Source organism: Sphingomonas sp. (genome assembly GCF_019635515.1).
In the GTDB taxonomy this organism is placed as follows: Bacteria; Pseudomonadota; Alphaproteobacteria; order Sphingomonadales; family Sphingomonadaceae; genus Sphingomonas.
The window spans coordinates 2,180,370-2,198,684 of record NZ_JAHBZI010000001.1 but is presented as its reverse complement, the minus strand read 5'-3'; the positions used below and the strand labels follow the sequence as shown (position 1 = coordinate 2,198,684).

20 protein-coding genes are annotated in these 18,315 nt (G+C 66.3%); 10 read left to right on the top strand and 10 right to left on the bottom strand.

Annotated elements, in window-relative coordinates; translation table 11 throughout:
* Positions 1-79: 79 nt before the first annotated feature.
* A complete protein-coding gene (gene miaA, locus KF730_RS11145) occupies positions 80-1,006 on the bottom strand; it encodes a tRNA (adenosine(37)-N6)-dimethylallyltransferase MiaA (protein ID WP_294095040.1) in 927 nt (308 codons plus the stop codon).
* Here miaA and serB point away from each other — a divergent pair.
* From serB to KF730_RS11130, 3 genes are read left to right on the top strand one after another with little or no spacing between them, the layout of a single operon-like run.
* Positions 1,005-1,883: a phosphoserine phosphatase SerB gene (serB, locus tag KF730_RS11140; RefSeq protein ID WP_294095036.1), complete on the top strand. Its 879-nt coding sequence runs from the start codon at positions 1,005-1,007 to the stop codon at positions 1,881-1,883. The two genes, miaA and serB, sit on opposite strands and share 2 nt — an antisense overlap.
* Positions 1,880-2,242: a DUF2200 domain-containing protein gene (locus KF730_RS11135; protein ID WP_294095033.1), complete on the top strand. Its 363-nt coding sequence runs from the start codon at positions 1,880-1,882 to the stop codon at positions 2,240-2,242. The genes serB and KF730_RS11135 overlap by 4 nt, the downstream gene beginning before the upstream one ends.
* Positions 2,220-2,735 (top strand): hypothetical protein, encoded by a 516-nt coding sequence (locus KF730_RS11130; protein WP_294095028.1) that lies wholly within the window; start codon positions 2,220-2,222, stop codon positions 2,733-2,735. The genes KF730_RS11135 and KF730_RS11130 overlap by 23 nt, the downstream gene beginning before the upstream one ends.
* Positions 2,736-2,744: 9 nt before the next feature.
* On the opposite strand, the gene KF730_RS11125 is transcribed toward KF730_RS11130, so the two are convergent.
* Entirely contained in the window at positions 2,745-3,530 is a 786-nt protein-coding gene (locus tag KF730_RS11125; RefSeq protein ID WP_294095025.1) for a MipA/OmpV family protein, read from the bottom strand.
* Between the two features lie 45 nt (positions 3,531-3,575).
* Positions 3,576-4,523, bottom strand: a complete 948-nt coding sequence (locus KF730_RS11120; protein WP_294095023.1) for an SPOR domain-containing protein — start codon at positions 4,521-4,523, stop codon at positions 3,576-3,578.
* 190 nt (positions 4,524-4,713) lie between these two features.
* On the opposite strand from KF730_RS11120, the gene KF730_RS11115 reads away from it, so the two are divergent.
* Genes KF730_RS11115 through KF730_RS11105 form a run of 3 tightly spaced genes read left to right on the top strand, consistent with a single transcriptional unit; the run spans position 4,714 to position 7,320 of the window.
* Positions 4,714-5,430, top strand: a complete 717-nt coding sequence (locus KF730_RS11115; RefSeq protein ID WP_294095021.1) for a ParA family protein — start codon at positions 4,714-4,716, stop codon at positions 5,428-5,430.
* Between the two features lie 2 nt (positions 5,431-5,432).
* Positions 5,433-5,963 (top strand): hypothetical protein, encoded by a 531-nt coding sequence (locus tag KF730_RS11110; RefSeq protein ID WP_294095017.1) that lies wholly within the window; start codon positions 5,433-5,435, stop codon positions 5,961-5,963.
* Between the two features lie 13 nt (positions 5,964-5,976).
* Complete coding sequence (locus KF730_RS11105) at positions 5,977-7,320, top strand: tetratricopeptide repeat protein (protein ID WP_294095014.1); 1,344 nt, start codon at positions 5,977-5,979, stop codon at positions 7,318-7,320.
* 57 nt (positions 7,321-7,377) lie between these two features.
* Here KF730_RS11105 and KF730_RS11100 read toward each other — a convergent pair whose 3' ends face one another.
* The 5 genes from KF730_RS11100 to KF730_RS11080 form a co-directional block, all read right to left on the bottom strand.
* The gene (locus KF730_RS11100) at positions 7,378-8,595 is read right to left on the bottom strand and encodes an amidohydrolase family protein (protein ID WP_294095010.1); all 1,218 of its coding nucleotides are present in this window, start codon (positions 8,593-8,595) and stop codon (positions 7,378-7,380) included.
* The gene (locus tag KF730_RS11095) at positions 8,592-9,581 is read right to left on the bottom strand and encodes an aspartate carbamoyltransferase catalytic subunit (protein ID WP_294095003.1); all 990 of its coding nucleotides are present in this window, start codon (positions 9,579-9,581) and stop codon (positions 8,592-8,594) included. The genes KF730_RS11100 and KF730_RS11095 overlap by 4 nt, the downstream gene beginning before the upstream one ends.
* 12 nt (positions 9,582-9,593) lie before the next feature.
* Positions 9,594-9,860, bottom strand: coding sequence for an HNH endonuclease signature motif containing protein (locus KF730_RS11090; RefSeq protein ID WP_294095001.1), 267 nt, complete (start codon positions 9,858-9,860; stop codon positions 9,594-9,596).
* 185 nt (positions 9,861-10,045) lie between these two features.
* Complete coding sequence (ruvX, locus tag KF730_RS11085) at positions 10,046-10,507, bottom strand: Holliday junction resolvase RuvX (RefSeq protein WP_294094998.1); 462 nt, start codon at positions 10,505-10,507, stop codon at positions 10,046-10,048.
* Positions 10,504-11,601, bottom strand: coding sequence for a DUF3089 domain-containing protein (locus KF730_RS11080; RefSeq protein WP_294095910.1), 1,098 nt, complete (start codon positions 11,599-11,601; stop codon positions 10,504-10,506). Before KF730_RS11080 ends, ruvX begins: the two co-directional genes overlap by 4 nt.
* 212 nt (positions 11,602-11,813) lie before the next feature.
* Between KF730_RS11080 and KF730_RS11075 the strand changes: the two genes are divergently transcribed.
* The 4 genes from KF730_RS11075 to gatB all read left to right on the top strand — a co-directional run bounded on the left by KF730_RS11075 (position 11,814) and on the right by gatB (position 16,963).
* Positions 11,814-13,568 (top strand): DUF4153 domain-containing protein, encoded by a 1,755-nt coding sequence (locus tag KF730_RS11075; RefSeq protein WP_294094993.1) that lies wholly within the window; start codon positions 11,814-11,816, stop codon positions 13,566-13,568.
* 38 nt (positions 13,569-13,606) lie between these two features.
* Positions 13,607-13,894 carry an Asp-tRNA(Asn)/Glu-tRNA(Gln) amidotransferase subunit GatC gene (gene gatC / locus KF730_RS11070; RefSeq protein ID WP_294094988.1) on the top strand — a complete coding sequence of 96 codons (288 nt, stop codon included), beginning with the start codon at positions 13,607-13,609 and terminating at the stop codon, positions 13,892-13,894.
* A complete protein-coding gene (gene gatA / locus KF730_RS11065; protein WP_294094984.1) occupies positions 13,891-15,375 on the top strand; it encodes an Asp-tRNA(Asn)/Glu-tRNA(Gln) amidotransferase subunit GatA in 1,485 nt (494 codons plus the stop codon). The genes gatC and gatA overlap by 4 nt, the downstream gene beginning before the upstream one ends.
* 85 nt (positions 15,376-15,460) lie before the next feature.
* On the top strand, positions 15,461-16,963 hold the full coding sequence (gene gatB / locus KF730_RS11060) for an Asp-tRNA(Asn)/Glu-tRNA(Gln) amidotransferase subunit GatB (protein ID WP_294094981.1): 1,503 nt from the start codon (positions 15,461-15,463) through the stop codon (positions 16,961-16,963).
* Here gatB and KF730_RS11055 read toward each other — a convergent pair.
* Positions 16,944-17,405 carry a hypothetical protein gene (locus KF730_RS11055; protein WP_294094979.1) on the bottom strand — a complete coding sequence of 154 codons (462 nt, stop codon included), beginning with the start codon at positions 17,403-17,405 and terminating at the stop codon, positions 16,944-16,946. The two genes, gatB and KF730_RS11055, sit on opposite strands and share 20 nt — an antisense overlap.
* Entirely contained in the window at positions 17,402-18,313 is a 912-nt protein-coding gene (locus tag KF730_RS11050) for an acyl-CoA desaturase (RefSeq protein ID WP_294094976.1), read from the bottom strand. Before KF730_RS11050 ends, KF730_RS11055 begins: the two co-directional genes overlap by 4 nt.
* Positions 18,314-18,315: the final 2 nt, after the last annotated feature.

The window sequence follows — 18,315 nt, the reverse complement described above, 5'->3', positions numbered from 1 at the left end:
GTTCGCCTCCTTGCTCGCACATGCGAAATAGCATTGTCCGAACGGCGCTGCTAGTCGCACGATTATGTTGCGTCAAGGCTTATCTATGATATTTAGTTTCAAAATATTCGAGCATAGTATCAGTTTCTGTCGCTTCGCTGCGGTGCCACGTGGCCGGAGGCTGGCGGCGGAACCATGTATATTGGCGTTTAGCGTATTGGCGGGTGGCGAGCGCGCCCGCGGCGGTGGCCTGGTCGGTATCGATCTCGCCGCGCAGCACCTGGCCAATCTCGGCGACGCCTATCGCCCGGAGCACCGGCGCATCATGGGGAATATCGGTGCGGGCAAGCAATGCCGCGACTTCGGCGCGGCCGCTATCGACCATCTGCGCGAAGCGGCGATCGATGCGCTCGCCAAGCCAGGCGCGCTCGGGGAGGAGGATCACCGCGGTGAGATCGATCTCGCCGCCGATCCCGCCGATCCGCTCGGACTGCCACTCGTGGAGCGCACGGCCAGTGGCGCGGACGACTTCCAACGCGCGGGCGACGCGAGCGCTGTCGGTCGGGCGCAGGCGCGCGGCGCCATGGGGATCGAGATGGGCGAGCTGGGCATGGGCGTCGGCAACGGGCGTGGCGCGGACCTCTGCGCGGATCAGCGGGTCGATCTCGGGGACGGGGGCGATCCCGTCGAGCAAGGTGCGCATGTAGAGACCGGTGCCGCCGACGAGAATCGGCAAGCGGCCTTCGGCATGCGCGGCGTGGATCGCGGCACGCGCCTCGGCCGCCCAGCGCGCGGCCGAACAGGTATCGGCGCCGTCGATATGGCCGAACAGCCGGTGTGGGACACGGGATTCGTCCTCGGCGCTGGGGCGGGCGCTGAGGATGCGGAGATCGGCATAGACCTGCATCGAATCCGCATTGATGACCATGCCGTTGTGCTTTTCCGCCAGCGCCAGCGCGAGCGCGGACTTGCCGCTCGCGGTCGGCCCTGCGATTAGCGCGACCTTCGGGAGGTCAGGGGAAGCCATGTTCATCGCCACGCTTGTAGCAGACGGTTTGGCCGGCGGGCAGCTTTCCGACGCGAGCGACCGTCTGGCGTCTTCAGGTTGCGCGCCGGGGCCACGGCAATGGCTGGACGAGGGCCGAGCGGCGGATATCGCGTTCGACAGCAATCCCGATCAGGCGCGGGCGACGCTGGAAGGCGCATTTGCCGCGACTGACGTAATCGTCCAGCCCGCCGCGCATCGCGAAAAGAAGCTGCTCGTCGCCGACATGGATTCGACGATGATTACCGTCGAGTGCATTGACGAGCTGGCCGACTATGCCGGGATCAAGGGGCAGATCGCCGAGGTAACCGAGCGGGCGATGCGTGGCGAACTCGATTTCGCCGAAGCGCTCGATGCGCGGGTGGCATTGCTCAAGGATCTTGAGGAAAGCGCGATCGACCGCTGCCTTGCCGAGCGGGTGCGCGACACCAGCGGTGCCGCGACGCTGGTCAAGACGATGGCGGCGCGTGGGAGCACGACGGTGCTGGTGTCGGGCGGGTTCACGCGCTTTGCCGGGCCGGTGGGGGAGCGGCTGGGCTTCCAGCGGGTGATCGCCAATGTGCTGGAGATCGCCGAGGCGCGACTGACGGGTACTGTCACCAAGCCGATCGTCGACAGCGCGACTAAGGAGACCACCCTATTGGCGGTCCGCGAGGAACTCGGCCTTGCTCCCGCGCAGACGCTGGCGGTGGGCGACGGCGCCAACGATCTGGCGATGATCCGGCAGGCCGGGCTCGGCGTCGCCTATCGCGCCAAGCCGATCGTCGCGGCGGCTGCCGGTGCCCGGATCGACCATACCGATCTAACCACCTTGCTCTATGCGCAGGGCATTCTCCGCAGCGAATGGGTGGCCGCATGACCCATCGTATCTACGCGATGAGCGTCGCCAGCGTATACGTTCACTATGTCGCCAAGGCCGAGAGGAAGGGGCGGACACGAGCGGAAGTCGACGAGATTATCCGCTGGCTGACCGGGTATGATCAGGCGGCGCTGGACGCGCATCTGGCGGGCGGGACCAGTTTCGCGGATTTCTTTGCGCAGGCGCGGCTCAATCCGGCGCGGGAACTGATCACCGGCACGATCTGCGGGGTTCGTATCGAGGAGATCGCGGAGCCGCTGATGCGCGAGATCCGCTATCTCGACAAGCTGATCGATGAGCTTGCCAAAGGTAGAGCAATGACGAAGATATTACGGGATGACCCGGGTCGCAAAGTATAGCCTTGCACTGACTTGCATGATGCCCTTTGCCGTGGCGGCACATCCCGTGGACGATAAGGCGCTTCCGACCTGCAAAGTGCTTGAAGCCGCCTATACCGCCGCGATCGGCAGCGCAGTTCCGGCTTTTCCTCGTGACATCCGGCCCGCATGGCGCACACTGCTGCCGAGCAAGTTCAAATCTCCGTATCCAACAACGCACGCGTTAACGGCGGGCGAGGTTCGCGACTTGATCGCCAACGAACCGGCCTATCAGTTCGAGAAATACCGACCTGCCTGTCCGTTCACAGCGACGCCGTCTTCGAAGGCGGACGCCGATGGGCACGAAGAATTTATCTCGTTCACAAGCCCGATATATTCGTCCAATCACCGCCTCGCGCTGGTCGAGATTTCTTTCGAGCACAAAACGGGCGGCTTCGGCTACGGCTCGCTGTGCGTTGTACGGTGGGCGGAGGCTGGTTGGACAGCGCGATGCGGACCAAGCTGGATCACCTAAGGCCTGTGATCAACGGCGCCCGAAGGTGTAGGTCAGTCCCAATCCGCCCGACAGCTGGTCGCGCTTGCCGAAGGTTCGGATCAGCGGCGAGCGGCCGGCATCGCCCACCAGCCGGTCATATTTGGCGAAGGCCATGATCCCCCAGCGATCGCCGAGCGCGTAATGCATGCCGGCGATCGCGCCGGCTGCGTGGACGCCCGCTCTGGGCCGATAGAGCGGTAAGCCGCTGGCGGTGGCTTCGCGGACGTTCACGCCGAAATAGGCGGTCTGATAGCCGCGATCCGACAGGCTGACGCGTGGGCCTAGGGAGAGCAGCCATTTATCGCCTTCGCGTATGACATAGTCGGCGCCGACCGCGCCGACGAGGCTGCGATGGCCGTTCACCCCTTGGCGGGCTTCGGCGCGGATGCGCAGCGCCGGCGTGAGCCAGACTTGGGTAAAGCCGCCGGCTTCGAGGGTCGTGCCGACTTCATCGACCGGCGCGCCAACGCGCTTGCGACGGCGGGCGTTTTCGAGATTGAGCGCGGGGCCAAACTCGAAGTCGCCGGTCTTGAGCAACGGGAGCCCGAAGGTCTCGTCGGGCGCCTCATAGTCGAAGGGAGTGTCGCCGCGCGCGATCGACAGGTCCCAATAGGGCCGCACCGAATGATCGCGCGAGCCGGGGAAGCTTGGCGCCAGCTGCGGGCCGAGACCGACGCGAACGCGGCGGGGTTCCTTTTCGGAGGTTTCGGTCTGCGCCGCGGCGGGGATGGCGAAGGCGCACAGCAGCACCGCCGTGAGAAATGTCCGGATCATCGCGAGCGAACGAAGCGCCACCGCTTTCGTTGCGGTGGCGTTTCCTTATTTAGAGACCGGCACGCAGGGGCTGACGCCGCCGCACGAGCCCGCTGCTTCGCCGCGGCTGGCGAACGGGCCGACCAGCACGCGGGTCAGGTTGCCTTGCTTGACGTAATAGACCTGGCGGCCCGGGAATCGGCTGCCGACTTGCCCCCATAGCTTGCGGGCGTTGTTGGGATCGCCGAACGCGCCGAGCTGGAGGCGCCAGCCGCCATCGCGCGCCGGTGTGGCGACGGCCACAGTCGTAACCGGCGGTTTGGCCACCGGCGGCCTGGTGACCGCAACCGGGGTCGGGCGGGGCGCAGGCCGGGGTGCGGCGGTCACTGGCGGATCGTTAGACGCCATTTGTGGCGGCGGCAGATCGATATTGGGCGCGCGGTTGAACTCTTCCTCATACTTGCGCGCTAAGGTCAGGCCCTGCTGGCGCTCGGCCAGAGACATATATTTGTCCATCTGCGCGAGCGCGCTGGAGGCTTCGTTGAGGCCGGTCTGCGACGAGCGGGTGACCAGCGCATAGGCGCGTACCCAATCCTTCGCGACGACATCGCCGTTGAAATACATCGTGCCCAGCACATATTGCGCCCGCGGATCGCCGCGCTGGACGGCGCGCTGCAGCCAGGTCAGTGCCTCGCTGCGCTTGCCATTGGCGAAGAGGGCGAGGCCGTAGCTCGCCTCGGCCTGCTCATGACCCTGCCATGCGGCCTTGCCGTACCAGACTTCAGCCTGTTTGAGATCGGCGGGGACGCCGCGACCGAGCTTGTACGCCTGGCCGAGATTGAACTGGGCGTCGGCATTGCCCTTGTTCGCCGAGGCGCGCCACAGATCGACGGCGCCCTTGTAATCACCCTTGTCCCAGGCATCGACGCCGGCTTTCACGCTTGCGTCCTGCGCCAGCGCGGGGGTTGCGAGCAGCGCGGCAAGGGCCGCCGCAGCCAACCAAAGAGACTTCATCCGATCCAAACTCCCGCCCCCGGGTTCGTGTTCTTCAAACAACACTAAGTGCCAGTTAACCATCGAAAGGGAAAGAAACCCTTACTTCCCGTTCGGACCGCGTTCGTCCCGCAGCGGTACGCGTTAACTTCTTCTTGAGAGACCGCGTGGCATTCCCGGCACTGGTTTCGAGTGAAGTTCGAGGGGGTACATGCGCGTTCTGGCGATGGCATCGCAGAAAGGTGGGTCCGGCAAGACGACCTTGTCCGGTCACCTCGCCGTGCAGGCGGAGCGGGCGGGCTGCGGCCCGGTCGTGCTCATCGACATCGACCCGCAGGGGTCGCTCTCGGATTGGTGGAACGAGCGCGAGACCGAGTTGCCGGCCTTTGCCCAGACCACCGTCGCGCGGCTCGCCGCCGATCTGGAAGTTCTGCGTCAGCAGGGCTTCAAGCTCGCCGTGATCGATACGCCGCCCGCCATCACCATGGCGATCCAGAGCGTGATCCAGGTTGCCGAACTGATCGTCATCCCGACGCGCCCGTCACCGCACGATCTCCGCGCCGTCGGCGCCACCGTCGATCTGTGCGACCGCGCCGGCAAGCCGCTGATCTTCGTCGTCAACGCCGCGACGCCCAAGGCGCGAATCACTTCCGACGCCGCGGTCGCGTTGTCGCAGCACGGCACCGTCGCCCCGGTCACCATTCACCATCGCACCGATTTCGCCTCGTCGATGATCGACGGGCGCACCGTGATGGAGATCGATCCCAACAGCCGCTCGTCGGGTGAGGTGACCGCGCTGTGGACATACATCGCCGACCGGCTCGAGAAGAATTTCCGCCGCACCGTGTTCGCGGCTCCGGCGGCGGTCCATAGTCACTTTGGCGCGGCGCGCCCCGCAGGCGGGTTCGGCCGCCGGGTGGTGAGCTGATGATGGGGAACTCCAAACCGATGGCGTCGCTCTCGTCGGGGCTGTTGGCGCGCAAGGGACAGGCCAAGCCGGCGATGCGCCCGCAGGGCTTTGTCGGCCTGTCGCCGAACGCTTCCTATGACGACCTCGGCTGGAACGACATGGGCGACGAACCCGTGGCGGTGACCCAGCCGGTGCACAATCAGCCGGCCGGGAAGGCGCCGGAGAAACCCGTAGTGCTTCGCCAGATCGAAGCGATCGCGGAACAGATTTCGCAGCCGGTTCCGCCAGCGCCTACCCCGGCGCCCGCAGCCAAGCCGCTGGCGCCCGCCGCCGCGGTGCGCGTGGCGCGCGAGGCCGCCGCCAAGGGCAACAAGGCCGCCTTCACGCTGCGGCTTGATACCGACCGTCATTTGCGGCTGCGCCTCGCATCGGCGGTGACCAATCGTTCGGCGCAACAGATTGTGACCGAGGCGCTCGACGCCTTTCTGAATTCGCAACCCGAGGTCGAAGCGCTCGCGCGCCAGATTGGCCCGGGCAAGGATCATGGGTGAGGGATCAGGGACCATGAATACCCGTAGCAAACTTCTGTTCGGCCTTTCGGCACTCGCACTCGGCGGGACGCTCGCGGGCGGCGCGTGGACCCAGGGTTTCGCGCTCCCGGCCTTCGCGACCGACGCGCCCAACGCCAAAAAGGCGGCGTCGGAAGCGGCGGCGGCGCGCAAGGCGATCGCCAAGCGCAAGGCTGCGCAGGCCGTGCAGCACGCCGAGCTGGCGGTCGCCAACGATCCGCAGAACGCCGAGTATCGCGCGCTGCTGGGGCAAGCCTATCTGCTTTCGGGCCGCTTCACTTCGGCCATGCAGGCGCTGAACGACGCGCTGACGCTCAACCCCGAGGATGGCCGCGTCGCGCTCAACCTCGCGCTCGCAAAGATCGCTGGCGGCGACTGGGCCGGCGCGCGCTCGACGCTTGAGACGCATGCCGATCATATCCCGGCAAGCGATCGCGGGCTGGCGCTGGCGTTGGCGGGCGATCCGGTGACTGCCATCGACATCCTGATGCCGGCGGCGCGCGCCGCCGATGCCACGGCGAAGACCCGCCAGAATCTGGCGCTGAGCCTGGCGCTCGCCGGCCGCTGGGCCGAAGCCAAGAAGTTCGTCGAAATCGACGTGGCTCCCGATCAGGTCGACGCGCGGATCATGGAATGGGCGAAATTCTCGCGCCCGACCAATGCGTATGACCAAGTGGCATCGCTGCTCGGCGTCAATGCGGTGCAGGACGGCGGCCAGCCGGTGCGCCTTGCGCTCGCGCAACAGCCGGGTGTGATGCTCGCGGCGGTGGCTCCGGCAGCGCCGACGGTCGATCCGGTCGATCAATATATGCCGGGCGCGCCAGCGAACGCCGAGAGCGATGTTCGCGTCGCCGAAGTGGATTCGGTCAACGCCGAAGCACCTGTTTCACAGCAAGTCGCCAATGTCGTGTTCGGGCCGCGCGCGGAAATCGTGCAGGCGATTCCCGCCTCCCGCCGTGATGTCTCGCCACCCGCGCGCGCTTCGGCGGCGGTGCGGCTTGCCGAGGTTCGGGCCCCGGTTTCGTCGGGCGCGAGCGGCGGCAAATATTATGTCCAGCTCGGTGCTTATACCAACGCCGCCGTCGCCCGCGACGCGTGGACCAAGCATACGCGCCGCGTGCCGGGCCTGGCATCGAGCATGCCGCAGGGCGCCAATATCTCGACCCGCGCCGGCAATTTCTATCGCCTCTCGGTTGGCGGCTTCGCCCGCAACCATGCCGACACCCTGTGCCGTCAGGTACGCTCGACCGGCGGAACCTGCTTCGTGCGGGTGCAGGCCGGCGATGCGCTGGCAAGCTGGGCCCGGCCCGGCCGCGACGCACAGCTCGCGTCGCGTTAGACTTTCCCTCTCATCGGGGCAGGAAAAGGCCGGGCCAACGCCCGGCCTTTTTCGTTGTCAGACCTCGCTGCCGCCCTTGAACAGGCGCAGCGCCTTGCCCTGAACGGGAAGCTTGTCGAACGGCGTGTTGCCGGCGCGCGCCGTCATGCGATCGGCGTCGATCACCCAAGGCGTTTCGGGATCGAGGACAATCAGGTCGGCGGGCATGCCGGATTCGAGCGTGCCGGCGTGGATGCCGAGCACCCTGGCGGGATTGCTGGCGAGCAAGGCGAACAGGCGCTCGATCGGCAGCAATCCGTCGCGAACCAGGCCCAGCGACAGCGCCAGCAGCGTTTCCGCGCCCGACATGCCGGGCTCGGCATCGGCGAAGGGGAGGCGCTTGGCTTCGGGGCCGCGCGGATCGTGGCCCGATGCGATGACATCGATGGTGCCATCCTTGATCGCCGCCAGCGCCGCCTGCCGGTCGCCCTCGTCGCGGAGCGGCGGCGAGAGGCGGGCGAAGGTACGGAAGTCGCTCATCGCGATGTCGGAGAGCAGCAGATGCGCGGGGGTGATTCCACATGTCACCGCAACGCCGCGGCGTTTGGCGGTGCGGATCAGATCGAAGCCGGCGGCGGTGGTGACCTGGCGGAAATGGATGTGCGCTTGCGTTTCCTCGGCGAGCATCAGGTCGCGGGCGATGGCGAGCGCTTCGGCGATGGCGGGGGCGGCGGGAAGGCCAAGCCGGGTCGCGGTCTCGCCTTCGGTCGCCGCAACGCCGTCCGTCAGGCCGCCATCTTCGGCATGGGCGACCACGGCGAGGCCGCAGTCGCGGGCATAGGCCAGCACCTTGCGCATTACTCCGGCATCGGCGATCCAGCCGCGTCCGGTGGCGACGGCCCTGGCGCCTGCGGACATGTTGATCGCCATCTCACCGATATCCTCGCCCGCCAGCGCGCGCGTGGCGGCGGCGATGGGATGGACCCAGAGATCGGGCTTCCCCGAGGTCGCGGCGCGGCGGACGATGCCGGGATCGTCGAGTACCGGCGATTGATCAGGCATCAGCCCGACGCGGGCGATCCCGCCGAAGCGGCAGGCGGCGCGATCGACGTCGAACACGCCGAGATCGATGAGGGCGGGCGCGAGAGTCTTGCGCGCGAGATCAATGGTTTCCGCGTCCGGCGGGATGGCGATCTCGCCAGCAGCGGCGATCACGCCGTTTTCGACGAGCAGTCCGCCCTTGCTGACACCGCCGGCCGGGCAGACGAGCGTGGCGTTGGTGAAAGCGAGGGTCATGCCCAGCCCTCCACGCCGCGTGCGCGCCTGGTCAGCACGTCGAGGCAGGCCATACGGACGGCGACGCCCATTTCAACCTGTTCGGTGATCGCGCTGCGCCGCGGATCATCGGCGACCGAGCTGTCGATCTCGACCCCGCGGTTCATCGGCCCCGGATGCATCACCAGCGCGTCGGGCCTGGCCAGCGCCAGCCGCTCGGGGGTGAGGCCGTAGCGCATATGAAATTCGCGGCTTGAGGGGATGAAGCCGCCCGCCATTCGCTCATTCTGGACACGAAGCATCATCACGACATCGGCGCCCTCCAGCGCGGCATCGAAATCGGTGAAGGGCGTGACGTACATGCGCTCGATGCCGGCGGGCATCAGCGTCGACGGCGCGACGACCCGGACCTCGGCGGCCAATGCGGTCAGCGCCAGCATATTCGAGCGGGCGACGCGGCTGTGGAGGATGTCGCCACAGATCACCACGCGTTGCCCGGCAACGCCGCCCCGGCGGCGGCGGATGGTGAGGGCGTCGAGCAGCGCCTGGGTAGGGTGCTCGTGCCAGCCGTCGCCAGCGTTGAGCACCGGGCAATCGACCTTCTGTGCGATCAGATCGACCGCGCCCGAACTGCCATGGCGGATGACGATGACGTCGGCGCGCATCGCGTTGAGGGTCACCGCGGTGTCGATCAGCGTTTCACCCTTCTTCACCGAACTCTGGCCGACATGCATGTTGACCACGTCCGCGCCCAGCCGCTTGCCGGCGATCTCGAACGACAGGAGCGTGCGGGTGCTGTTCTCGAAAAAGGCGTTGATCTGGGTGATGCCATCGAGCCGGTGATCATTCTTGGCACGGCTGCGATTGGCCTCGACCCATTGCTCGGCCTCGTCGAGCAGAAACATGATCTCATGCGGCTGAAGACCGGCGATGCCGGTGAGATGCCGGTGCGGGAAAGCGGCGCTGCCGGAAAGCTGGGCAGCGGGGCGATGATCTGAGGCTTGCATTAAAAGGGCGGGTTAGACGGGGCGGGCAGCCATGGCAAGCAGCGCGCGGGCTCTCTGGCGCGCCTGGTTCATCTGGGTACCGCGATGCTGATTGCAATGCAGGCACGCGGCCTTGAGATTGGCGACATCGTCTCGCCCGCCATCCATGCGCGCCTGGACATGCTCGATGGTCGCGCGCGTCTTGCCGCCCATGGTGAAGGGGCGCTTGCAATAGCAGCACCGCCAGCCCTGCTCCTCAGCCCGTCGCTTCAGAATGGCGCGCCGCTGGACCTTGTTCACGCTCCGCAATCCCCTTGCCGATCTGGAGGCTGCGTCGGAAACCCTAAATCGCGGTTTGGGCGGATGGTAAAAGCAATGGCACCCATAAGATGGGCTGAACGCGTAGAGGATCACGTTCTTCGTCTTGCTCTTGTCGTCATCGTTATGGATCGTCTTCAGGCCCACCTTTGCCTGAGGTGTTCCGGTCAGGCGTTGACCAGTCTGTCGATTGCGGCCTGGAGGATATGCGCCGCCGCCATATTATCGATCATCTCGGCGCGGCGGGCGCGGCTGAAGTCCTGCTCGATCAGCGTGCGCTCGACGGCGACGGTCGACCAGCGCTCATCCCACATCAGGATCGGCAGGCCGATATCGTCGAGATTGCGGGCGAAGGCGCGGGTGCTTTGGGTGCGCGGGCTATCGGTGCCGTCGAGATTGAGCGGAAGGCCGATGACCAGGCCCTTCACCGCCTGCGTGGAGATCAGTTCGGCGAGGGCGGCCTTGTCCCTGGTGAACTTGGAGCGCCGAATGAGCTGGGCGGGCGAGGCGAAGCTCCAGCCGGCGTCGCACAAGGCGGTGCCGATCGTCCTGGTGCCGACATCGAGCCCGAGCAGGCGGCCTCCGGCGGGCAAAACCGCGCGGAAATCGGAAGCCTCGAGCGTGATCACCCCTTGAACGCCGCCAACCGCCGTTCGGCATCGGCACGGACATTGGCCCAGAACAGGCTGTAATCGAATACGTGGTAATTGTTGCCCGGCAACACATACGGGCCGAGATCGGGCGGGTTGCCGCCGATCAGCAACACGCCGCGCCCGTCGCAGCGCGCGGGTACGCCGCCCTTGACGATTCTAGCGTTTCGTAAATCCTTGTCCTGGATCAGCGCGCCGAGATTGGCTTCGGCCGGTGCGTTGTCGTTCGGCTTGCCGGTGATCGGGTTGGTGCAGATCATCGGCGTCTTGGCGCGGGGCAGGCCGGTGAAGCCGTTGCTGGCATCGAACGTGTCGAGGATCAGCGACGGATCGGCGGGCTCGCCGAAGCTTTGCCAACTGAGGATGCAGCCCGTCTGATCGGCGGCGGCGCAGGCCGGAAGTCCCAGTTTCGGCAGATCAGCGGTGATCGAGACCGGCCAGCCGACGACATAGGCCGCGACGATGCGCTTCGCGAGCGGCGTGCCGGCGATGCGTTCGGCGAGCAGGCGGGTGAGGTGGAGCGAGCCCTGGCTGTGCCCGGCGAGGACGATCGGGCGGCCGCCGGTCTGTTTGAGGAATTGGTCGAACGCGGCGGCGACATCGCGATAGGCGAAGTCGAGCGCCTGTTGCGCCTTGGCCTGCGAGGTCAGGAAGGCGCCGAAGGTCGCCTGACGGTAGCGTGGTGCCCAGACCTCGCCGACCGAATTGAAGGCGCTGGCCTGTCCGCGCAGGAACAGCTCGGCGCGGCCATTGGCCTCGGCATTGTCGAGCGGAGCGTTCCACGCGCTGCGATCGAGGAAAGAGGTCGGGTGGACGAAGAAGACGGCGGCTCTGGGCTTGTCGGCGGGCTTATAGCCTTCGGGCACCCACAGCGCCGGGTTGCCGGGCTTGTCTGGCCGGGCGAACCACATATCGGCGCGTTCGTAGCTGCCCGGAGGCGCCAGCGCGACGATATCGGCACTGGGGATGAGTGCCTGGCGGAGCAACTGCGCTCCCCAGAAACGATAGGCAAAGGCGGCGGCGGCTACGAGCACGAGCAGGACAACAATCGCATAGAGGAACTTGCGGGCCAAACCGACCACTCCAATTGGCAGTGCCGCACAGACCGGCGCGCGGCAATCGCGGTTCCCTGAGGCATGGATGCGCACGATGCAACCGCGATCGGGGCGCGCGGACCGGAGCCGGGCGCCGCCCTTACGGCAATATTGCTTTACCGGCGCGCGGCAATCGCAGAGGCTGGCGGGATAGTCATGAGAAACCGCGTTCGCGCGGGAAGGGGATGATCATGAGCGATTCGCATGAGACGGTGGGCGCATCCGAGGCCGAGGATCGCTCGCCGGTCTGGCCGCTGCGGCCATTGCTGCTGGCGGTGCTGGGGTTCGCCACCGGGCTGGCGGTGCATCTGCTTGTCGGCGATCTTCCCGATTTCAAATTCACCCCGCTGCTGATGGCCGAGCTGACCTTCATCACGGTCAGCGCCGGGCTGATCGGCTTCACCGTCGAGCGGCGCTCGTGGCCGGTTGCGGTGATCTTCAGCGTCGTGGCGGGCGCGATCGCCGCGGCAGTGGTGTGGTGGAACGGTGCCCCCGATCAGTGGAGCGGCGGTGATGGCTGGCGCGGGGTGTCGCTATTGCTGGCGATCGCGATCGCAGCGCCCCTGTTTCAGGCTGCGCGCGACGAGGGTCGGGTGCGCTTTCCCTATATCTCGGTGCACGACCATGCCTGGACCAACATCGTACTGTGGGGCGCGAGCTGGGCGTTTGTCGGGGTCACCATCGCGCTGGCCTTCCTGCTTTCGCAGCTCTTCCACCTGATCAAGCTCGATTTCCTCAAGGACCTGCTGGAGAAGGACTGGTTCTGGCGGGTGCTGATCGGCACCGCTTTTGGCGGCGGGCTGGGCATCCTGCGCGAGCATGATGTGGTGGTGCGGACACTCCAGCGCGTCGTGCTGACCGTGCTTTCGGTGCTGGCGCCGGTGCTGGCGGCGGGGCTGATCGTGTTCGTGCTGGCGCTGCCGTTCACGGGCCTCGCGCCGCTGTGGGAGGCGGGAAGCGCGACGGGCATCCTGCTCGCCTGCATCGTCGGATCGCTGATCCTCGCCAATTCGGTGATCGGCAACGCGCCCGAGGAAGAGCGGCGCTTTCCGGCGCTGCGCTACGGCGCGATGGGGCTCGGGCTGGTGATGTTGCCGCTGGCCGTGATCGCGGCGATCGCGATCGGGCTGCGCATCGGCCAATATGGCTTCACGCCCGAGCGGCTCTGGGCGCTGACCTTCGTGATCCTCGCTTGCGCTTATGGCGTGGCCTATCTGGTTTCGCTGCTGCGCGGGCGGCTTGATTGGGCGGCGAAAGTGCGGCCAGCCAACCTCAACCTCGCCTTCGGCACCTGCGCGATCGCGCTGCTGCTGGCGACGCCGCTGGTGAGTTTCAATGCGATAGCCACACACGATCAGGTCGCGCGGCTCGAATCGGGCAAGCTCAGCCCGGAGAAGTTCGACTGGCGGGCGCTGGCGTTCGAGTTTGGCGAGCCGGGCAGGAAAGCGCTCGCCAAGTTGAAGATGTCCGCCAATGCCGCGATCCGCGAGCGGGCGCTGGCGGCGGGCAAGGCCGAGAATCGCTGGGATGTGCCTGAGACCCAGCAGAGCCAGGTCGACGTCGCGAAGCATTTACGCGTGCTGCCGGCGGGTGCGACGCTTCCGGCAGGAGCACTCGATGCACTGGTTAGCCAGCGCTGCGGTATGGAAGAGGAGGGCGGTTGCACGGTGCTGGTCGTCGATCCGGCGACCTTCGTATTGCTGCGCGACAACTGCTTCAGGGCTGACCGCAACTGGCCCTGCAACGGTGGTGAAACGTTCCTGCTGGCTGCCGGCAAGTGGACCGAAGACAATCGGGCGCCCATGATGCCGGCCTCCAAAGACACCGCCAAGGCCGAGGCGCAGGCGCAGAAGAGAGCCTATGACGCCGGGCAGGTCCAAGTACGCAAAGTCGAGCGACGTCAGCTCTTCATTGGCGGAAAGCCGGTGGGGAGCGTCTTCGAATAGGTTGCACTGCGGCAAGGCGCTCTGTTAGGCGCTCTTGCATGTCTGTAGATACCGCAACCGTGAAGAAGGTGGCGAGCCTCGCGCGCATCGCGATCAGCGATAGCGATGCCGAGCGTCTCGCGCCCGAGCTCAACAATATCCTTGGCTGGATCGAGCAGCTGGGTGAGGTCGATACCTCCGGCGTCGAGCCGATGACCGCCGTCATCCCCAACACGCTGCGCCTGCGTGCCGATGTGGTGACCGAGGGCGGCCAGCGCGATGCGATTCTCGCGAACGCGCCGCAGGGCGAGCATGGCTTCTTCACCGTGCCGAAGGTGGTCGAATGACCGATCTTACCGAACTCGGCGTAGCCGCGTTGCGCGACGGCATCCGCACGAGCAAATTCTCGGCGCGCGAAGTGGCGGACCAGTTCATCGTCAAGGTGAGCAAGGCCAAGGCGCTGAACGCGTTCATCGTCGAGACGCCTGACCATGCGATGGCGGCGGCGCGCGCTGCGGACGAAGCTGTGGCGAAGGGTGAGGCGCTCAAGCCGCTCGCCGGCGTGCCGATCGGCATGAAGGATCTGTTCTGCACCAAGGGCGTGCAGACCACCGCAGCCAGCCACATCCTCGAAGGCTTCAAGCCGGTCTATGAATCGACCGTCTCGCAGAATCTGTGGGATGCGGGCGCGGGCATGCTCGGTAAGCTCAACATGGATCAGTTCGCGATGGGCTCGTCCAACGAGACGTCGTATTTCGGCAACGTCATCTCGCCTTGGCGGCGCGGCGGCGGGGACAAGGCCCCACTCGCGCCGGGCGGCTCTTCGGGCGGCAGCTCGGCGGCGGTCGCGGCGCGGCTGTGCCCGGGTGCGACCGGCACCGATACCGGCGGATCGATCCGCCAGCCCGCGGCGTTCGTCGGCATCAGCGGCATCAAGCCGACTTACGGCCGCTGCTCGCGCTGGGGCACGATCGCCTTCGCCTCTTCGCTCGATCAGGCCGGGCCGATGGCGCGCGACGTCAAGGATTGCGCGATCCTGCTGGAGGCGATGTCGGGCTTCGACGCCAAGGATTCGACCTCGCTGAACCTGCCGGTGCCCAAATGGGAAGAAGGGCTGAACAGCGATCTGCGCGGCAAGAAGATCGGCATTCCGGCGGAATATCTGATCGACGGTTCGCCGCCCGAGATCGTCCAGCTATGGGAAACCGGGATCGAGTGGCTCAAGGACGCTGGCGCCGAGATCGTCGAAGTCTCGCTGCCGCACACCAAATATGCGCTGCCGGCCTATTACATCATCGCGCCGGCCGAGGCTTCGTCGAACCTCGCTCGCTATGACGGCGTCCGCTATGGCCTGCGCGAACTGGCCGAGGGCGCGAACCTGCAGGAAATGTACGCGGCGACCCGCGCGGCGGGCTTTGGCGAGGAAGTGAAGCGCCGCATCCTGATCGGCACCTATGTGCTGTCGGCAGGCTTCTACGACGCCTATTTCACCCAGGCATCGAAGGTCCGCACGCTGATCGCGCGCGATTTCGAGAATGCATGGGCGGTCTGCGACTATCTGCTGACCCCGACCGCGCCGAGCGCGGCGTTCGCGCTGGGCGACAAGTCCGCCGATCCGCTGGCGATGTATTTGAACGACGTGTTCACGGTGCCCTCGTCGCTGGCGGGCCTGCCGGCGATGAGCGTGCCGGGCGGGCTCGACAAGGACGGGCTGCCGCTGGGCCTTCAGATCATCGGCAAGCCGCTCGATGAGCAGGGTGTGCTGAACGCGGGCCTCGCGATCGAGCAGCGCGCGGGGTTCGTCGCGCGGCCGGATGCGTGGTGGTGATGGTATTAGCGCTCCTGCGAAAGCAGGAGCCTAGGATTGCTTGGCGCTGGGCTCCTGCTTCCGCAGGAGCGCTAGGAAAGTTGAAATGACTGAATCTTCTTACCGCATCCACGGCGAAACCGGCGAATGGGAGGTCGTGATCGGCCTGGAGGTCCATGCCCAGGTCACGTCCAACGCCAAGCTGATGTCGGGCGCCGCGACTGCGTTCGGCGCCGAACCGAATAGCCAGGTCAGCCTGATCGACGCGGCGATGCCCGGCATGCTGCCGACGGTGAACGGCGAGTGCATCCGCCAGGCGGTGCGCACCGGCATGGCGCTGGGTGCGGTGATCAACAAATGGTCGCGCTTCGATCGCAAGAATTACTTCTACGCCGATCTGCCGCAGGGCTATCAGATCAGCCAGCTCTACCATCCGCTGGTGGGCGAGGGCGCGATCGAGGTCAGCCTCGACGAGAAAGACCCGAACGCCGTCACCAAGACGATCGGCATCGAGCGTATCCATGTCGAGCAGGACGCTGGCAAGCTGATGCATGATCAGCATCCGACGCGCTCTTACGTCGATCTCAACCGCGCGGGCGTGGCGCTGATGGAGATCGTCTCGCGGCCGGACATGCGCTCGCCGCAGGAAGCGGGCGCCTATCTCGCCAAGCTGCGCTCGATCGTCCGCTATGTCGGCTCGTGCGACGGCAATATGGACCAGGGTTCGATGCGCGCCGATGTCAATGTCTCGGTGCGCCGTCCGGGCGAGGAATTCGGCACGCGCACCGAAACCAAGAACGTCAATTCGGTTCGCTTCGTCATGCAGGTGGTGGAGATCGAGGCCAAGCGCCAGGTCGAGGTGATCGAGGCGGGCGGGCGCATCGTCCAGGAAACGCGCTTGTTCGATCCCGATCGTGGCGAGACGCGCTCGATGCGCTCAAAGGAAGACGCGCATGACTATCGCTACTTCCCCGATCCCGATCTGCTGCCGCTCGAACTCGACGATGCGTTTCTTGACGAATGCAAGGCGAGCCTGCCCGAGCTGCCTGACGCCAAGCGCGGCCGCTATGAAAGCGAGCTGGGGCTGAGCGCGTACAACGCCGCGGTGCTTACCGCCGATGCCGATACGGCGCGCTGGTTCGAGGCGTTGCTCGCGGAAAGCGCGCGGGTGGCGGGCAAGAGCGAGACTGAGCTGGCGCGTCCGGCAGCGAACTGGCTGATCTCCGATCTGTTCGGCGCGCTCAACAAGCTGGGCAAGGATCTGGATGAATCGCCGGTCAGCCCGGTGCAGGGCGCCGAACTGCTGGCGCTCGCCGCCGACGGCACGCTCTCGGGTCCGCTCGCCAAGCAGGTGTTCGAAATCATGCTGGAGACCGGCGACAGTGCACCCAAGATCGTCGAGGAGCGCGGCCTCAAGCAGACCAGCGACACCGGCGCGATCGAGGCGGTGATCGCCGGCGTGCTGGCGGCCAATCCCAACCAGCTGGAGCAGTATCGCGGCGGCAAGGAAGCGCTGTTCGGCTTCTTCGTCGGCCAGACGATGAAGGCGATGCAGGGCAAGGCCAATCCGGCGGTGGTCAACGAACTGCTTAAGAAGGCGCTGGGCTAAGCCAGGCCCCGACAATGGGCGCCAGCGTGACGGACACCCCAGTAAGCGTCAGCACGATCGCTATCTTCCGCGCGGGATTCCTTGCCACGGTAGCGGTGAGATAAAAGATGACGCCGCCGATTGCGCCGACCAGCGCGAAAGCGAATGTCGTCGCCCATGCTCGCGCCATTCCCGAGAGCGCGACCGTTAGCGGGAGGATCGCACCTGTGATCGCGCCGACGGCGATTGCGGTCCAGATGCTCTGCCGGCCAGAGTGCAGGACGAGCAAATATTGGGGTATCGCAATGGCCCCAACCACCACGGCGACCACGAGTAACACGGCAAAGTAAAAGCTCGGCACATCTGCGGGCGTAAACATCGCTGCGCTCAAGACGAGCGCAGATATCGTAACAGATACCAGCATGGCCAGGCAGCCGTCGCTTGGCGGAAACGCTTCGCTCATGGCTGCGCCTCCGCCGGGTGTAGGCGAGCCAGACGTCCGGACATCGCATCGGGCGTCTGGATGTCCCAAGCCATGCCCACGCGCTCCAGCAGGCGGATGAAAGCATAGCCCAGGTCGCTTTGCCCCGGATGCAGCCCGATCCGTGCAGAGCCGGGGAAGGCGTGGTGGTTGTTGTGCCAGGCCTCGCCCATCGTGACGAAACCGGCCCAGGGCACGTTATGCGCCTGCACACCCGCGCCTTCGACCAACAGGCTCTGCGGGCCTCGCGTGTGCGCGAGATGCCCGACGAACCAATGGCCGTGCGCCGAGATGGCGACGCGGGCGCAGACGCCCCAGATGACGAAGCCCCAGCCGCCGGCCCACCAGAGCAACGCAGCGATGGGGAGTTGCTGCGCCATCCAGCTGGCTTCGAGGAAGCGGTAAAAGCGGTCCCGCCCAGCGCGGCCGAGGTCGAAGCGGGGCGGGTGGGTGAGTTCGAGGCGGCAATGGAGTTGCCACCACGCATCCTTCAGCATCGGACTGCGGTGGCTGAGATAGGGGTGACAGTGTGGTTGGCGCTGCGCCCAGTCGCGCAGGTCGTGCGTGCGGATGATGCCGTGCGGACCGCTCATGCCGACGATCGTGCCGAACCAGACCAGCACGCGCTCCAGCCAGAGCGGGCAGGCGAAGCTCCGGTGGATCAGGCGGCGGTGAAAGCCGACCGAATGTCCGAGCAGCAAGGTCGCGCCGGTGGTGGCGATGAAGATCGCGAACGCGCCGGGCGAAAAGGTGAGGGGACCGAGGATCAGTGCGCTCCCCAGCATCCCGCCGTTCCACAGCGACACCATGGGACTCCAGCGCACCCGGCCCGCCACGGGGCTGGCTCCCGGCGTTTCGATCAGGCTGTTTACCGCATTCGGATCGTGCATGG

What these genes read in the sequence shown, in the direction of transcription:
- serB (WP_294095036.1), top strand. Translation starts at nt 1,005, where the DNA reads ATGTTCATCGCCACGCTTGTAGCAGACGGTTTGGCCGGCGGGCAGCTT.
- miaA (WP_294095040.1), bottom strand. Translation starts at nt 1,006, where the DNA reads ATGGCTTCCCCTGACCTCCCGAAGGTCGCGCTAATCGCAGGGCCGACC.
- KF730_RS11135 (WP_294095033.1), top strand. Translation starts at nt 1,880, where the DNA reads ATGACCCATCGTATCTACGCGATGAGCGTCGCCAGCGTATACGTTCAC.
- KF730_RS11130 (WP_294095028.1), top strand. Translation starts at nt 2,220, where the DNA reads ATGACCCGGGTCGCAAAGTATAGCCTTGCACTGACTTGCATGATGCCC.
- KF730_RS11125 (WP_294095025.1), bottom strand. Translation starts at nt 3,530, where the DNA reads ATGATCCGGACATTTCTCACGGCGGTGCTGCTGTGCGCCTTCGCCATC.
- KF730_RS11120 (WP_294095023.1), bottom strand. Translation starts at nt 4,523, where the DNA reads ATGAAGTCTCTTTGGTTGGCTGCGGCGGCCCTTGCCGCGCTGCTCGCA.
- KF730_RS11115 (WP_294095021.1), top strand. Translation starts at nt 4,714, where the DNA reads ATGCGCGTTCTGGCGATGGCATCGCAGAAAGGTGGGTCCGGCAAGACG.
- KF730_RS11110 (WP_294095017.1), top strand. Translation starts at nt 5,433, where the DNA reads ATGGGGAACTCCAAACCGATGGCGTCGCTCTCGTCGGGGCTGTTGGCG.
- KF730_RS11105 (WP_294095014.1), top strand. Translation starts at nt 5,977, where the DNA reads ATGAATACCCGTAGCAAACTTCTGTTCGGCCTTTCGGCACTCGCACTC.
- KF730_RS11100 (WP_294095010.1), bottom strand. Translation starts at nt 8,595, where the DNA reads ATGACCCTCGCTTTCACCAACGCCACGCTCGTCTGCCCGGCCGGCGGT.
- KF730_RS11095 (WP_294095003.1), bottom strand. Translation starts at nt 9,581, where the DNA reads ATGCAAGCCTCAGATCATCGCCCCGCTGCCCAGCTTTCCGGCAGCGCC.
- KF730_RS11075 (WP_294094993.1), top strand. Translation starts at nt 11,814, where the DNA reads ATGAGCGATTCGCATGAGACGGTGGGCGCATCCGAGGCCGAGGATCGC.
- gatC (WP_294094988.1), top strand. Translation starts at nt 13,607, where the DNA reads ATGTCTGTAGATACCGCAACCGTGAAGAAGGTGGCGAGCCTCGCGCGC.
- gatA (WP_294094984.1), top strand. Translation starts at nt 13,891, where the DNA reads ATGACCGATCTTACCGAACTCGGCGTAGCCGCGTTGCGCGACGGCATC.
- gatB (WP_294094981.1), top strand. Translation starts at nt 15,461, where the DNA reads ATGACTGAATCTTCTTACCGCATCCACGGCGAAACCGGCGAATGGGAG.
- KF730_RS11055 (WP_294094979.1), bottom strand. Translation starts at nt 17,405, where the DNA reads ATGAGCGAAGCGTTTCCGCCAAGCGACGGCTGCCTGGCCATGCTGGTA.
- KF730_RS11050 (WP_294094976.1), bottom strand. Translation starts at nt 18,313, where the DNA reads ATGCACGATCCGAATGCGGTAAACAGCCTGATCGAAACGCCGGGAGCC.